Here is a 17,031-nt window from a genome sequence, read left to right as displayed (position 1 = left end):
TATGAGATATAAAGGTATAATTTGCCTGATATTAGGCATCGGAGGTTCAATCGTTTCTTGTAACGATGATTGGGATGAACATTACAGCCGTAACGGAAGCATCCCTGAGGTAAGTTTAATGGATATGATTCTTAATGATAGCCAGTTGACCAAGTTCAGTCAAATCCTGATGAAGACGGGTGCGGACTCTTTGTTGGGTTCGACACAGACTTACACGGTTTGGGCACCTGTCGATGAAGCACTGTCTTCTGTGGACATGGATGACGAGGCAGCGTTGCAACGGATGGTAAAGAACCACATAGCCCGTTATTCCAATTCGACTGCGACAGAAGCCGGGAAGTCCATATACATGTTGGATGGAAAGGTCATGTCGTACGAGTCGGCAGATGTATTCAACGGCATCTCCATTGTGCAGAAGGATATATTGGCACAAAACGGAGTCTTGCACAAGTTGAACGACACGATCCCTTATCGTTATAACTTTTGGGAGTATATTTCCACTCAAGAGAATTATTCAAAGATATATGGTTTTATAAACCAGTTTTCGGAGAAAATATATGTTCCGGGAGAAAGCAATCAGAAGGATTCTGTTTTTAAAGACTATAACCGGCTGTTGCAGGATTATTATTTTGGGATAGGATGGATTCACGATGAAGATTCCGTCTACACCATGATCTTGCCGGACAATGAGGCTTGGGATAAGGCGTATGAGCAAGTCAGCCCCTATTTCAAAGTCTATAATGCCGATGAAGCTGTGGCAGATTCTATCACGAGAGTGCAGACAGGGCAGGCCATTTTGTTTGGATTGACCTTCGGCGGTCGGATAACAGACCCCGGAAGTGCCGATTCGTTGGTCACTGTAACCGGAAGCGTCATACGGAATACGAAAGATTATTTTGCCGGGTATCGGCAAGAATCGGCTTCCAACGGCTTGATGTTTTTGGCTGACGGGAATCTCCATCTGGATGATACGTGTGTGTGGAACCAGCCTATAATAGTGGAAGGGGAAGACCTTGACCGGCGTTTGGTTACGGCTTCAGGCACCTCAGCTTATGTACGGGATGTGGATGGAACCAGTGTGGTAAAGGGGATTAGTGAAAACAGTTACCTGGAAGTGTCCGGGTCTTCCTTGAATCCGGGCGTGACATTCGATATTCCCAATGTATTGGCTACCCAATATGATATTTATGTCGATTTCGTTCCTCCTGCGATTGACGGCAACAGCCGTGCGACGGAAAAGACTTGTCTGTCTTATAGGATGAAGGTGGAACAGGAAAACGGTAGGACTAAATATGAAAGCCGTCAGGGGAAAAATGACGAGGAACTGATTGTTGGAGGAGACAGCGTGGGAGATGTATATATGAAAACGGTGAAAGTGTGGAGCGCATATCAATTCCCAACCTCCGATTTTTACGATGCAATGTGGTATTTGGATGAAGACAACGCCGACAAGGTGAATGAGATATCCCCGAAGACAACATTGGAGATTAAGACTAACGTGTCACCATCGGAGTTGAATGTAAAGTATGTACGGCGGTTTAGGATAGACCGTATCAGGTTCGTTCCTGCAAAAAATAATTAGAAACTCATTAAAGCGTAAGTATGATGACTAATATATCAAAATACCATTCAGTAAAAGTGATAAGTGCCGTGATGGGACTTGTCGTGTTGTCGGAGCTTGCCGTAGCACAGGATTTGGGAAAAAATGATAGTGTTTCGGTGAGGACGGAGAAAACGGACATGCCCTATAAAGTGAAAGGACGGATAATAGATGCTGTGACGAAAAAGGGATTTGCCGGCGCACGTGTGACGACCCCTAACCTGAATGTTTCTGCCATGACGGATGAGAACGGAAATTATGAGATTGGAGTGCCGGACTTGTCGGTAGCACTTTATGTAGAGGCACCCGGATATTCAAGGCAAGTCGTGCCGGTGAAAGGGCGCAATGAAGTCGATGTGTCATTGTTTACGGTATCCGGACATGCGTACTATGACGACGGAATGTCGGTGTCGGACGGTGAAGCCGTGGTGGATGGGTTTACATCCGGAACTTTGAGCATGACCGATGACATGACATCGTTGTTAAACGGCCAGTTGCGTGCTATTTCCCACTCGGGGGATCCCGGTAGCAGCTCCTCATTCTTTATCAGGGGATATAATTCCGTGAACCTTTCTGCCCAACCCCTATTCGTGGTGGATGGCGTGATATGGCAGATGCAGGATCAAGTAGCCAGTGCTGTGGACAATTATTATAATAACCCTTTGACCTTGCTTGACCCTTCGGATATTGAGAAAGTCACGATTTTAAAGAACGGTTCTGCGGTCTGGGGAGCCAAGGGGGCAAACGGCGTAGTACTGATAGACACGAAACGTGCACGTGAAATGGCCACCCAGATAGAAGCAAATATTTCAATGGGATTTCAGACACCTTTTGAAAGTCTGCCTCTGATGGGGGCGGCAGCCTATCGGCGTTATGCGACAGATATCATGTCCGGCATGAAACGTGATGAGGTTGAGGGATTCCAGTTTACCAATGACGACCCGACCCGTTCGTTTTACCGTGCGGTACACAACGATACGAAATGGACGAATGAAATCAACAAGACATCTTTTATCCAAAACTATGGCGTTTCGGTGGCCGGTGGAGATGATATAGCATTGTATCGTTTTTCCTTGGGATATGCCAAGAACGACGGGAACATAGACGGAACGAGTTTCAACCGTTTGAACGTACGTTTTAATTCAGATATCAAATTGACGGAGGATTTTAAAATCCAGACCGACATTTCTTATGCGCAAACAGGGCATAAGGTTGTCTTTGAAGGATTGGACGGCATGCGTTCGCCTTATTTCCTGTCATTGGTGAAATCCCCGTTGTATGCTCCGTGGCAGTACAACGACAATGGGACGTTCAGCGGGCGTTTGACGGATGTCGACGAACTGAATGTCGGCAACCCCTTGGCGTTGACAGGCGAAGATGTTCCCGAGTTGGATAAATATCGTTTTAATTTGAACTTAAGACCGAGCTATCAGATAACGGACCGTTTGGAAGTTGCCGCTTTATTCGGGATTTCTTATGATAAAGAAAATGAAAACCTCTTTATCCCGGATGCCGGTGTTTCCAATGAGCCGTTGTATAATGATAGGGGAGAGATTTACGCCACGGCATTGAATGAAGTGCGTAACCTTATGGCCCGGCAGACCTCTATGTCGGTGGACGGTTATTTGGCATGGCAGATTCTGAAAGACTGGCGGCATGATTTGAATGCGCGTATAGGAGGCCGTTTCTACAATACTTATTATCGTTATACCATGGGGCAAGGGTATAATACGGGAAACGACTATATGACCGCGCTTTCCAATACAAACAGCGACCTTCGCACGTTGACCGGTCATGAATATACGGACCGGAACACGGCTTGGTATTTTAATGCGGATTATGCTTACCGGCACCGTTACTTTTTCAATGTAGGCATGTCTTTGGAAACGTCTTCGCGTTTTGGCCGCGAAGCCGGAGGATTGGATTTATTTGGTGTTTCCTGGGGCTATTTCCCGTCTGTCTCTGGGGCTTGGTTGGTTTCATCGGAAAAGTTCATGCGGAATGTGGATTTCGTCAATAATCTTAAAGTTCGTGTGGCTTATACCATGTCGGGCAACGACAACCTTCCGCTTTTCGCCAATAGGAGTTATTTTACGTCTACGTCTTTTGTTAAAGATGCCACGGGGTTGGTTTTGGCTAATATCGGCAATGAGAAATTGAAATGGGAAACAACGGCAAGAACCAATATCGGTCTGGATTTTAGTATGTTTTCGAATCGTTTGGCTGTGAATGCCGATGTCTTTTTCTCTCGCACTAAAGACTTGGTGACACGCAGGCCGTTGAACGATGAAGCGGGGTTGGAATACTTTTGGGACAATAACGGGGAATTGAAGAATAATGGTTTGGAAGTAGCCGTGAAAGTCCGGGCGTTGGATATGCGTGACTTTAAATTAAACATCGGGGCGACAGTCGGACATTATAAAAACGAGGTGACATCCTTGGAAAATGGAAGTTTCATTACCGAAGTATGTGACGGACAAGTGCTGACAGAAGTCGGTCGTCCGGTTGGTGTATTTTATGGTTATCTTACGGACGGGGTCTACTCTACTTCGCAGGAAGCGGCAGAAGCCGGTCTGGCCATTCTTTCTTCTTCTGGACAGCGCGTGCCCTTCCAAGCCGGCGATATACGCTTCGTAGATGTGAAAAAGGATGGAATCATCAATGAGGAGGACCGGGTGGTAATAGGTGATCCGAATCCGGACATTTACGGAAACTTCGACCTGAATTTCCAATGGAAGAACCTGGAGTTGGGAGCATTGTTTACTTATTCGTTGGGGAATGACGCTTATAATGCCTTGCGTGCCAGTTTGGAGTCGGGAAAGAGTTTGTATAACCAGTCTGTCTCCATGGAAAACAGATGGATGGCCAATGGGCAGCAAACGGATATTCCTCGTGCTACTTATGATGACCCTATGGGGAACTCACGCTTTTCGGATCGTTGGATAGAAGATGCGTCGTATTTGAAGTTCAAACGTTTGATGCTTACTTACCATGTCCCGATGCGGCAGAATTTTATTCAAAGCCTTTCCGTGTGGGCAGCCGTGAACAACGTTTGTACGTTGACGAAATATTTGGGTGTAGATCCGGAGTTTTCTTATAGTACATCTGTATTGGAACAGGGCATTGACGGAGGATTGACCCCTCAGTCCAGGTCTTTCCAATTAGGTGTGAATATCAATTTATAATGTAAAAATGTCGGTTATGAAGATGAATATAAAGAACATGAAGACGGTTTGGGGAGCATGGATTTGCTTGGGGTTATTTGTACCTACGGCTTGTTCCGACATGTTTGAGACAGATTCGACTTCGGTCGTTTTTGAGTCGGGGAACCGGTTGGATTCTCCCAATGATTCGCTGTATTCCATCATGGGGATATTGGCCCAAATTCAGAGGTTAGGAGATAGGTATGTACTGATGGGGGAATTACGTGGCGATTTGATGGAGGCCACGGCCAATGCGGATGTGGACCTTCAGGAAATATCCCGGTTTGAGGTTTCTGCTTCCAACCCATATAAGATGATGAATGATTATTATCAGGTCATCAATAATTGCAATTATGCCATAGCCCACATGGATACGACTTTGGTCGATTACGAGGACAAGGTCATGATACCTGAATTCGCGCAAATCAAGGTGATACGGGCATGGACCTATTGGCAGTTGGCGTTGCTTTGCGGTGAGGTCAGTTGGATTGAAACTCCGGTTTTGGATTTGGAAGCCAGTTTGAAAGATTATCCACAGAAGAACCAAGAGCAGTTGGCAGAGCTTCTGATAGAAGACTTGAAACCCTATATCGGGGTCAGGGATTTGAACTACGGTTCTGTGGACGGTTTGAATCTTGACAAGGTATTTATTCCGGTGGATATGCTCTTAGGTGATTTATACCTGTTCTTGAACCAATATGCGGATGCGGCCACTGCGTATTACAGGCTGATAAAGGAACGGGAACTGACGGTGACGGCGATGTATCGTAATGCATGGCTTGACATATCCCGTAAGGGCTTTTCGTATTTTATGCATACATCTGGATTGAGTTATGCAACCAATGAAGTTGTATCTTCATTGGTTTACAGTTCAAATCCGAAAGACTATCATCCGTTGTTGTTGCGTTGGTCTTACAATGACAAGGCTTTTATAGCTCCGGCGCAATCTTTTGTGGAAGACATGGCGGAAGCTTTATATGTAGTAGGAGTGGAAGGAAAGCCTACCGTGTCAGGATACTGTGACGGAGACCTGCGTGGACAGGCGGTCCTTTCCGGTGGTTCGGTAATTGCTTCAGCCTATGGTTCAATGACATTAAACAATGTCGCTGCTACATATATATGCAAATTTAGCAATATGGACAAAACTATTGTGACAGGTGGAAGCGATCCCGAAAATGAGGCTTTGGGGGGATTATACCTGCAGCGGACTTTGCCTTTATACCGTGTTTCCCATGTTTACCTCCGTTTGGCTGAAGCCTTGAACCGTTTGGGGAAACCGACAATGGCTTTTGCGGTTTTGAAATATGGATTGAATGCCACGACGATTGAGAATCCCAGTCGGGTGAAACAGAGTGAACGCAAAGGGGAAATATACACGGATTTTACGGAAGACATCTTTGCTGACAACGTAGGTACGGCCACTCGTGGGAGGGGAAACGGGATTCCGTACGATAATGAATTTTATATCATCCCGGATTTCAATACGGAAACTTCGGCCGGAACGTTGGAAGATTCCATCTTGTTTGTGGAAGACCGTATCGTGGACGAGATGGCGGCAGAGACATGCTTTGAAGGCAATAGGTTCTTTGATCTGTTGAGGGTGGCCCGCCATCGTAACCAATATCCGGCTTATATGGCTAAAAAGGTTTCCGAACGTTTCGGAGAAAATGCGGAAAGAATGGAGCAAGCCTTGATGGAAGAGGAGCGTTGGTACTTGAAATGAAGCATATAGGTACAAGCAGTGTTTAACCCAAAGATATAATTATGAAAAAGAGGACTTTTAAAGGAATGTTGTTTAGCGCGGCATTGTTGACTTCAGTTGGTGAAGTGCAGGCTCAGGACAACCCGATCACGTTCACGCGTGATATGACGTTTAGGGAAGAATATGGGTGGGCAAATAGTAATGCTACTCCCAAGGTTGGTGATTTCGACAATGATGGAATCAACGACTTGTGGTTGGATGGCCGTCGGCAATCGCAAGGATGGCAGACCAGGCCCGTTTTTGCGAAAGGATTGGGCGGAAGAGAATTTCTTGCTGATTATGAACCGATAATGGAGATTACTTACGACTCTACGATCGTACAGAAAATAGATACGATATGGATGAAAGACAATCAGGGGGATTTTGTATTGGACGGTGAAGGGAATAAAATCATAGAAGAACTGGCACCGGTGTTGGACGATGAAGGAAATCCCGTGAATGATACCATAGTGACAGAACATGAAAATTATATGGGGACGAAAAACGGATTGCCCGAGACAGCTTGGAGTGCCGGTTCGCAACCCATTGATTTCAATGCAGACGGCTTGGTGGATTATTTGGTCCTTCATCCGGGAGAGGTCGGGGATGTCCAAGGGTATAAGTTGGTAAAGAACTTAGGGAACGGACGGTTTGAAGAAGTAGAGGACGAAACCCTCGGTTCCATGAAGTTCTCGGAGAATCCAAAAAGAGGAGATTTCAATAAGTTTAATGAAGAGAATGCCTTTACTTCCGTGGTGACCGGTGATTATGACAAGGATGGTTTTGTAGACCTTTTGATAACGGGCATGGATGTGAATGGCCGTTTCATGAGATTGCTTCGGAATGTGGAAGGTAAACGTTTTGAAGTGCAAAATGTATTTGAGGCCTTGCCTTTTGACAAAGAAGTGAACCGGCGTGGCTTATGGGAAGAAACTGGTGTGAGTGACAATCCGGAAACCGGTGAATCCATCAAGAGCGTGTACTTGCAAGACCAACCTACCATGAAGGCTAAGCCTTTAAGCCACGGGTCTGTGGCTTTTCTTGACATGGACAATGACGGTTGGTTGGATATTGTAGTTACCGGATATGCTGACGGTACAGACATGGGAGATGTCGGTGCCGAACCCGGAGGGGACGAAATCCGCTTTTACCATAACCAAAAGGACGGCACGTTCAAAGATGTGACAGACCAGTTGATTCCAGCTGCTCAGGAGATATTGGCAGGATTGGGACTCGAAACCAAAGGTACGTTGGAAGATGTTTTCACAGCTTGGGCTACGGAGAATTTAGTAATGATGGCTACGGACTATAACCAAGATGGTTTGATGGATCTTATGATTTGCGGTAAATCACGGACGGGTGTACCTGAAACCCTCTGTCTGATTAACACGCCGGTTGAAGGCTCTGTGTTCAGCTTTTATGAGGAGAAGGTGAATATTGTGGGTATGACCGGTTGTGGGAACAGTGGTTTCTTCTATGGGGACTTCAATGGTGATGATGTGCCGGATGTATACCATCGCGGACGTTCGGATGCGTTGAAGCCTGATGGAAACCGATGGGACTATTGCAGGGTTTTTGATGTAAGCGAAGGAGGTAGTGTCGGGCTTTATACTTCTTATGGTTTTGATTATTGGAGCAACGACATATTTGGAGGATTTATGTGGCAATGGGATGACGACCATCCGGTCGCAGGTAACTTCGGGGATGTGGACAATGATGGCAAGTTGGATCTCATTTCAAGCGGTTACGAAGCCGGTACGGACAACTTTATCATCAGCTACAATGAAACCGATTATGAGCCGGTTTATCCTGATGCGCCTGCTGAAGTGACGGCCGAGGCTGCCGAAAAAGGTCAGGTAATGGTGAAATGGCCTGCTGCTTACTTGAGCAATGGCAATGTGGCAGTCCACAATGTGTATATCCGCAACAATGAGACCGGTGCCGTCCGTATGTTGGTCCCGGCCAATACGGAAACCGGCAAGCAGTTGGCTTATAGCATGTTCGGCGCGTATGCCGTAAACTATTCCATGGATGAGGGTTTATGCTTCTATGTGTTCGAGAAATTGCCGGCCGGCAGCTATACCGTGGGTGTGCAGGCGGTGAACTATGCTTATTTGGCCAGTGGTTTCACGACGGCGGAAGTCACCGTGACAGACGGGTATGAGGCCGGCATCCAAGTTCCGGAGAAGCAGACAGGCGTGAAGGTTGCCATCGAAGGCAATGCCGTCACGGTGAACAGCTCTGAGTCTGCTGCGGTAGCCATCTACAACATGCAAGGCGCCGAGGTGGCTACGGGCATGACCAATACTCCTATTACGGTAAATGGCAGAGGCGTGTTTATCGTAAAGGCAAACCAAAAAGTTGTCAAGATAGTGAAGTAATATGATGTTTAATTTCTAAAAATAATAATTATGAGAAAAATGACTTTGAAAACAACGTTGTTCAGTGCGGCTTTGTTGGCTTCTGTTTTAGAAGTGCAGGCCCAGAATAATCCGATTACGTTCACACGTGACATGACGTTTAGGGAAACCTATGGTTGGGCAAACAGTATGTGTACTCCCAAAATAGGTGATTTCGACAATGACGGAATCAATGATTTATGGTTGGACGGCCAACGCCAATCGTACAGTTGGCAAACCCGTACCGTGTTTGCCAAGGGATTGGGGGAACGGACGTTTCAGGCCGATTTTGAACCCATAATGGAAATCCAGTTGGATTCGACCATCGTACAGAAGACTGATACGATATGGAAGACGGATGAAAACGGTGATTTCGTATTGGACGGTGAAGGCAATAAGATTATAGATGAAATCATACCGGTGGTAGATGAGGAAGGGAAGCCGGTGAATGATACGATTGTGACGAAAAATGAGATTTATGTCGGCACACAGAACGGTTTGCCCCAGACGGCTTGGAGTGTCGGGTCGCAACCCATTGATTTCAATGCCGACGGTTTGGTGGACTATCTGATTCTCCATCCCGGAAAAGTAGGTGACCTTCAGGGGTATATATTGGTAAAGAATTTAGGGAACGGTAAATTTGAAGTGGTGGAAGACGAAGCGCTTAGCTCCATTAAATTCTCTGAGAATCCGAAGAAAGGCGATTACAACCGCTTTAATGAAGACAACGCTTATACTTCGGTCGTAACGGGCGATTATGACAAAGACGGCTATGTGGACCTTTTGATAACCGGCAATGCATACGACGGACGTTTTGTGAAGTTGCTCCGTAACGTAAACGGCGAACGTTTTGAAGAAATGAACGTGTTCGAAGCATTGCCTTTCGATGTGGAAGTAAACCGTCACGGGCTGTGGGAAGAAAGCGGTGCCGGCGAAGATCCGGAGACGGGTGACCCTGTTAAGAGCGTGTATTTCAAGGATCAGCCCACCATGAAAGCCAAGCCTTTGAGCCATGGTTCCGTGGTCTTTTTCGATATGGACAATGACGGGTGGTTGGACATCGTGGTTTCCGGATATGCGGATGGTACAGACATGGGAGATGTCGGAACAGAACCCGGGGAAGATGAAATTCGTTTCTACCATAACCAAAAAGATGGTACGTTCAAGGATGTGACAGATCAGTTGATTCCGGTTGCCCAAGACGTTTTGGCTAATTTGGGATTCGAGGCTACCGGGACATTAGTAGATGTATTTAAGGTTTGGGGGTCGGTTAATACGGTGATGATGGCCACGGACTACAATCAGGACGGTTTGATGGATCTTTGGATTAGCGGAAAGAAGAGAGGCGACATTCATGAGACTTTCTGCCTTATCAACACTCCGACTGAGGGCAGCGTGTTCAGTTTCGTTGAAGAGACAGTGCCTATGGTGGGCATGACGGATGCCGGGAACCGTGGATTCTTCTATGCCGATTTCAATGGTGACGATGTTCCTGATTTATATCATCGTGGATATTCGGATGCGTTGAAACCCGATGGCAACAAATGGGATTGGTGTCGAGTCTTTGAAGTGAGTGAAGGTGGAAGCGTAGGCCTTTATACTTCTTACGACTTGGGTTATTGGAGTAACGACATTTTCGGAGGCTTCACGTGGATATGGGATGATTCAGATCCTGTTCCAGGCAATTTCGGCGATGTGGACAACGATGGCAAGTTGGACATCATGGCCGGAGGTTATGAGGGCGGTACGGATAACTTTATCATCAGTTACAATGAAACCGATTATGAGCCGGTTTATCCTGATGCGCCTGCTGAAGTGACGGCCGAGGCTGCCGAAAAAGGTCAGGTAATGGTGAAATGGCCTGCTGCTTACTTGAGCAATGGCAATGTGGCAGTCCACAATGTGTATATCCGCAACAATGAGACCGGTGCCGTCCGTATGTTGGTCCCGGCCAATACGGAAACCGGCAAGCAGTTGGCTTATAGCATGTTCGGTGCGTATGCCGTAAACTATTCCATGGATGAGGGTTCGTGCTTCTATATGTTCGAGAAATTGCCGGCCGGCCGCTATACCGTGGGTGTACAGGCTGTGAACTATGCTTATTTGGCCAGTGGTTTCACGACGACGGAAGTGACCGTGACAGATGGGTATGAGGCCAGTATCCAAGCTCCGGAGAAGCAGGCCGGCGTGAAGGTTGCCGTCGAAGGCAATGCCGTCACGGTGAACAGCTCTGAGTCGGCTGCGGTAGCCATCTACAACATGCAAGGCGCCGAGGTGGCTACGGGCATGACCAATGCTCCTATTACGGTAAATGGCAGAGGCGTGTTCGTCGTTAAGGTAAACCATAAAGCGGTGAAGATCGTGAAGTAATAAAAATAGTTTCTTTTGATTAACATTAGATTAGTTTAGATTGTGCGTTCCGGTCGTTTGTGAAAATAGCCGGGACGTTTTTTCTCTCTATTCCGATTAAAATCGAAGAGACCGGTTGAACGTAATTAATAAACTTTATAGATATGAGAAATACTTTATTAAAGCCTATTCTTAGCTTGTCTGTACTGATGGGTGCAGGTGGATGTTTCACGCAAGGGCATGCGGAGGATATTGTGATTGTGGACGGTTTGTGGAAAATATCCTATATCGAAAACGACCACGCTTTCCGGGTGAATGTTTTAAACGAGGACGGTTCGGCCCGGAAATGTCTTTTCACACGTTCCGCTTCAGAGGCGGTCTACGACAACGTGTCAGGAGAGTCGCGCACCGTGACGCCTGCATCTTTTGCCGATATAAGACAGACCGAGGAGCAAGTGAATGACGAGTTCGGGGCAGGGACTTGCTACACCTTTACTTTTACCCGTCCGGAGAACGGGGACGACGTGCAGATGGTGCAGCGGTTTTGTGTATATGAAGAAAACGACTTTTTAATTACAGACTTGTCCATAGAGGGGGACGAGGCTATACGTTCCAATTATCTGGCTCCGGTGTCGGTCAACCAGATGTATGTCCTCTTCTCCGAAAGTGAAGACAACCGTATGCTTAAAGTGCCCTTCGACAATGACGGGTGGACACGTTACAATAAGTATAAGATGGACACTTCGATGACTTCCTACGAAGTGGCGGCTTGGTTCAATGGAGAAACCAAGGAGGGGATGGTAATCGGTGCGGTAGACCATGACCATTGGAAGAATGCCATATCGGTGGAAGCTTCGGACAATGGCCGGGTCAATGTCCTGAAAGTCTATTCCGGTGCTTCTACGTCGGAGACGCGGGACGTCTTGCCTCACGGTAAGCTGAAAGGGCCTAAAATATCATCAGCCCGTATGTTTGTCGGTTTTGCAGACGATTGGCGGGCGGGCATGGAGACTTTTGCCCGTGCCAATACGATGGTCCGGCCGATGCGTGATACGTGGGACAAGGGCACGCCTTTTGGTTGGCAAAGTTGGGGCGTGTTGGAAAAAAAGAATTCTTTCGATGCGGATGTGGAGATTGCGGATTATTATCATGAGGTCTTGAAGCCTAATGGTTTTGTGAACAGCCAAGGCATGCAGATAATCGGTATAGACTCTTGGGACAATTTGTCGACCGATGAGAGGATAAAGTTGTGCAAGGAAGGCGGAGAAAACGGCCAGACGGTAGGGTTGTATTTCACCCCGTTCTCCTGGTGGTGGGGATGGGGCGACAAGATGGGAAGCACCCAGTACACGGCAGAGGACTGTTTCCTGAAAGTGAACGGTGAGCCTTACAGTCTGGGAGGAGCCATGTGCCTGGATCCGACCCATCCAGGTACGAAAGCATGGATTTCTACCCGTCTTCAGGAAATGAAGAAACAAGGATTCCGGTTCCTGAAACTGGATTTCACCAGTCATGGCATGGTGCAGGCCGATTCTTATTATGCCAAAGGCGTGACGACGGCTATGGAAGCCTATAATAACGGGTTGAGCTACCTGACGAAAGTAGTCGATGAGGGAGACGAGCCGATGTTCCTTTCTTTCTCCATTTCTCCCCTTTTCCCTTATCATTATGGAAATTCCCGTCGCGTGGGGTGTGACACATGGGCTGATATCGGCCAAACGGAATATTGCATGAATGCCATTTCCGGCGGTTGGTGGACCGACTTGCTTTATCAGTATAATGACCCGGATCACTTGGTCATGGTCGGCAGCGGGGGCTGGGGAAGTCCTAAAAACTGCACGTTGGGAGAGAACCGCGCCCGTTTCACGAGCGGGGCGGTAACCGGAATGATGATGGTGGCCGACAATTTCGCCTTGAACGATGATTCGGGAAATGGGGATGCGCCTTTGTCGCGTGCCCGTGCGCAAGAAATCATGATGAACAAGGACGTTAATGAGATGGCCGATTTAGGACGCTCGTTCATGCCTGTGTATGGCCATAAAGAGCATAACGGGAATACTGATGCGGCAGAAACCTGCTTTATGCATCATACGGAGGAATACCTGTATGTGGCGGTCTTTAATTACACCGACAAGGAGTCTGCCGGTAGCATCCCGTTGTCCGACCTCGAAATCGCCGGGGGCGATTTTGATGCGGTGAAGGAACTGTGGAGCGGTGAAGCGGTGGTTGTAGATGGTGAGGAACTTTCTTACAAGGTGCCGGCAAAAGATGTGAAAGTGTTTCGTTTCCATAAGAAGCCCGGTTCAGGGATTGCGGATGCCACGTCGGAGGAAGGTAAAGATGCCCGCTTGGACGTGCACGTCCTTTCCGGGAGCAACGGTGGACTGGAAGTGAATATAGATGCTTCGGCTCCGTTGAGGAAAATAGATGTTTTCGACCTTCAGGGGCGGTTGCTGAAATCCCAGAATGTACGGGGGGTGTATAATGCTTGCGTGGCATTATCTCCGGTGAAAGGCCTGCTGCTGTTGCGTGCCTGCCTTCAAGAAGGGCAGGTGTTGTTAGCAAAAGCTATGGTTCATTGAGGGATGAGAGGGGATTGATTTAGGTTTTAAATACATCAGCTAAATGTTTAATTTACATCATCTTATGCTAAAATGCGTATTTTTTCTATTTTTTGCATCATTTTTTCTATGTAATCTCCTAAATCTTTCCTTTCTTTGCAGTGCAGTTAGTTAATATTGAGATTAGGTTAATGATTGGTTTAATAGGTATTTGGTTTAAGGAGAAGATTGTTTTCAGGATTTTATAAACAATGTTTTCGTAAAAACTCTATTGGACAACATTGAAAGGATTAAAAAAAGGAGATGTAGCGCGATGTTACATCTCCTTTGATTTTCTTATGGACAGGATGCTTTATCCTACAAGGTATTTTCCGAAAGGAAGTTTGGACAGCAGCCATGTAATGAGGTTGCTCAGCGTGAAGGTGCAGATGGTAAGCGTCAGGATGAAGACCGGGGTGCTTAGTTCCCATCCCTTGAGCAGGTCGAAGAAGACGGAGTAGAGTACGATGATGTGCAGCAGGTAAACGCCGTAGCTTAGGCGCGACAAACGGTTGACGAAGCCGTAGTACGGGGCTTTCTGTTGGGGGATGGCTTTGCACATCATAAAAACACCGAAAGTCATCAGGATGACGTTGGGAGTACAATACAGCCAAGTCAGTTCCACTTCCCGTACCATTTCATGGGTGAACGAGCGGTAGTAGAACGGAATGGCAGTGACGGCATAACCCACAAGGAAACAAATCAGGCCGACGCTGAGGCTTCGCGAGGCATTCCAGTGCAGGTGGTGGCGGATGTAATGTGCCAAGACCAGATAGCCGATGAAACCGGAAAAATACCAGAAACTGTGGAACTCGTTCCAATAGCATTCACCGAACAAGTCACCTGCCCCGATTTCTTTTAAATAAGGAAAGAGAGACGATACGAACCATACGGTGAGGAAAGCCAATTCTGCTTTTTGGCTAGTTTGTTTGAGCCAAGGAGAGAGGACGGGCATGAACAGATACAGGCCGATGAGCATGTAAATGTACCACAGGTGTCCGCTGTCGCCGTTGAAGTTCCAGATGGGATGGAGCAGGCGCATGGGAAGTTCCGATGCGGCCATCTGTCCCATCAGGACAGGCCAGAAGGCGTAGATGCACGACCATACGGCAAAGGGGACGAACACCCTGACGAAACGCCGTTTGAAGAAAGTCGTGTTGTCATCCTTCAGGGGGAGCAGCAGGTAGGATGAAGTCATGATGAACAACGGCACGGCCCCTCTCATGGCACTGTCGATGAGGCTGACCCATATACGGTCGTTTTCCGAAGCGCATTGCCAGATGCCGTCTGCTCCGATGTAGAACGGTTCGCAACTGTGCGTGGCGATGACCATCAGGCAGGCCAGGACACGCAGGTAATCGAGGAATACGATGCGGGTGGTTCCCGCTCTTGTAGCATTGTGGTCCATAATGTTTGTTTCTTAGAATAAGACTTTTTCTTTGTACGTCCCTGCCGAAACCAGAAAAGTGCCGTGTGCCGGAAGAACTATTGTCTCGTTTGTGGTTCCGTGCGCGACGAGGCATCCGTCCGTGCCGTAGATTTTCACTTGTTCGTGTAACGGGCTTTTCACTTCTATGTTGTGTCCGTTCTTGATAATTTTGAACTGCCCGGAAAGGGATGCGGACGCTATCCCGGTGCTGACTTCCAAGGTGCATGTCCGGAAAGTGCTTCCGGCATACGACTGGTCCAGGGTCTGTACGCCTACGGTATATTTCCCGTCTCCGAACGGTTTGATGCGGTAGGTTTTGACCCGGGAGGACAGTGAGGTTTGCAAGTCCGTGCCTGTTTTGAGCTTTCCGGTTTTCCGGTTTGCGGGGATGAGGCAGTACGTTTCTCCGGTCGTTTCGTTCCGGACGAACAAGTTATAACGCAAGGCCGAGGCAGGCGATTCGTTGTCCGAACCGTCTTCCCAACGGATGACCAGTTCGACACCTTGCATTTCTGCCGATACGTCGCCCGGGGCATCCGGGAAAGTGTTGCCTTTCAACCCGTTCTTTTCCGGTTTGTTCTCGTAGACGCGCAACGGAGAGGAGTAGCAGGTCGGTGCGTCGGCGTCGCGTGTCCCGATGTAGCCGCCCACGATGATGTCCATGTTGCCGTCCCCGTTCCAGTCCCCCATGTTGATGCCTCCATCCTGGTTCACGGGAACGATGGGGTAGGAGGTGTCCATGGTGAACTTTCCTTCCTCGTTCTGGTAATAAATCCGGTTACGGAATCCGCTGCCGTCGCTCGGTTCACCATTGATAATCATGTCCATCCGTCCGTCTGCATTGAAATCCGCCACGAGAGGATTGGCACGGCTTACGCCGAGAATGCCGCTTTCCGTTTCCGGGACGTGGCGGAAAGACAGATGTCCGGAACCGTCTGTCGTATTATAATAGATAGGAGCCAGACAGACCCAGTTGTCGCCGTTTCCGGTGCTGATGATGTCCAATGTCCCGTCTCCGTTGATGTCTGCCAAGGTGGATTGTCCTTGGAATGCTCCGGTGAGGTTGTCGGGCGTGAGGTCGGCAAAGCTTCCGTTTTGTTGGTTGATGTAGGTTTTCAAGGCCGTGGAAGTCTTGTCACTGTAGCCGGAGTACTCGATATCCAGCCAACCGTCGTTGTTCAAGTCTCCGAACATGACCGAACCGTTGGTGGCGGCTTCAAAGTCGATTTCCTGACGGATGAAGCGTCCCGTGCCCTTGTCGTTGAGGTACAAATCGATGTGCCGTCCGTTTTGGTAGCTCATGATGACGACATCTGTGTAGCCGTCATGGTTGAAATCCCCCGTGGAAACCGGATTGTAGAAACCTTCGTCGCGGCGTTGCAGGAAACCGGCATCCGGTACGCGTTCAAAACGGAAGTCTTCACCGGCTCCCAAGTTACGGTAGAGCGTGACGAACTTGGTGTCTCCGCTGATGTTCCAGTCTCCTCCCTGTCCCATGATGAGCAAGTCGAGGTTCTCGTCATTGTCGAAATCGAGAAACACGGCATTCGTGTAAGTGGTGGGTTGCAGGAAGCTGTATTTTTCCAACGTGAATGTGCCTTTGTCGTTAGGCCGTGCCAGGATGGCCAGTTCATCCCATACGTGCGCTGTGGCGGGCATCAAAGCCAATAAGGCCAGGATGCCGGTAAATAGTTTCTTTTGCATGTCTTT

Annotated in this window: 8 protein-coding genes; 6 read left to right on the top strand and 2 right to left on the bottom strand. The window is 47.9% G+C overall.

The genetic code is table 11. The features are described from left to right. The first annotated feature begins 1 nt into the window (after position 1). From AC5RDV_RS02690 to AC5RDV_RS02665, 6 genes are all read left to right on the top strand, one after another. Positions 2–1,582 (top strand): fasciclin domain-containing protein, encoded by a 1,581-nt coding sequence (locus AC5RDV_RS02690; protein WP_282748202.1) that lies wholly within the window; start codon positions 2–4, stop codon positions 1,580–1,582. A gap of 20 nt (positions 1,583–1,602) precedes the next feature. Beyond that, positions 1,603–4,785, top strand: a complete 3,183-nt coding sequence (locus AC5RDV_RS02685) for a SusC/RagA family TonB-linked outer membrane protein (protein ID WP_008626480.1) — start codon at positions 1,603–1,605, stop codon at positions 4,783–4,785. Positions 4,786–4,792: 7 nt separating this feature from the next. Further along, positions 4,793–6,526 carry a RagB/SusD family nutrient uptake outer membrane protein gene (locus tag AC5RDV_RS02680; RefSeq protein WP_415957530.1) on the top strand — a complete coding sequence of 578 codons (1,734 nt, stop codon included), beginning with the start codon at positions 4,793–4,795 and terminating at the stop codon, positions 6,524–6,526. Positions 6,527–6,567: 41 nt separating this feature from the next. Continuing rightward, the gene (locus tag AC5RDV_RS02675; protein WP_282748201.1) at positions 6,568–8,925 is read left to right on the top strand and encodes an FG-GAP repeat domain-containing protein; all 2,358 of its coding nucleotides are present in this window, start codon (positions 6,568–6,570) and stop codon (positions 8,923–8,925) included. 30 nt (positions 8,926–8,955) lie between these two features. Then, positions 8,956–11,313 (top strand): FG-GAP repeat domain-containing protein, encoded by a 2,358-nt coding sequence (locus tag AC5RDV_RS02670; RefSeq protein ID WP_282748200.1) that lies wholly within the window; start codon positions 8,956–8,958, stop codon positions 11,311–11,313. 143 nt (positions 11,314–11,456) lie between these two features. Continuing rightward, positions 11,457–13,874, top strand: coding sequence for an alpha-galactosidase (locus AC5RDV_RS02665; protein ID WP_282748199.1), 2,418 nt, complete (start codon positions 11,457–11,459; stop codon positions 13,872–13,874). 331 nt (positions 13,875–14,205) lie between these two features. On the opposite strand, the gene AC5RDV_RS02660 is transcribed toward AC5RDV_RS02665, so the two are convergent. Next, entirely contained in the window at positions 14,206–15,300 is a 1,095-nt protein-coding gene (locus AC5RDV_RS02660) for an acyltransferase (RefSeq protein WP_282748198.1), read from the bottom strand. 12 nt (positions 15,301–15,312) lie between these two features. After that, positions 15,313–17,025: an FG-GAP repeat domain-containing protein gene (locus tag AC5RDV_RS02655; RefSeq protein WP_494222137.1), complete on the bottom strand. Its 1,713-nt coding sequence runs from the start codon at positions 17,023–17,025 to the stop codon at positions 15,313–15,315. Positions 17,026–17,031 lie beyond the last annotated feature (6 nt).

The sequence above is a fragment of the Paraprevotella sp. genome (genome assembly GCF_986071375.1).
The sequence above is the reverse complement of the archived record's forward strand: the minus strand, read 5'-3'. Positions and strand labels throughout refer to the sequence as shown.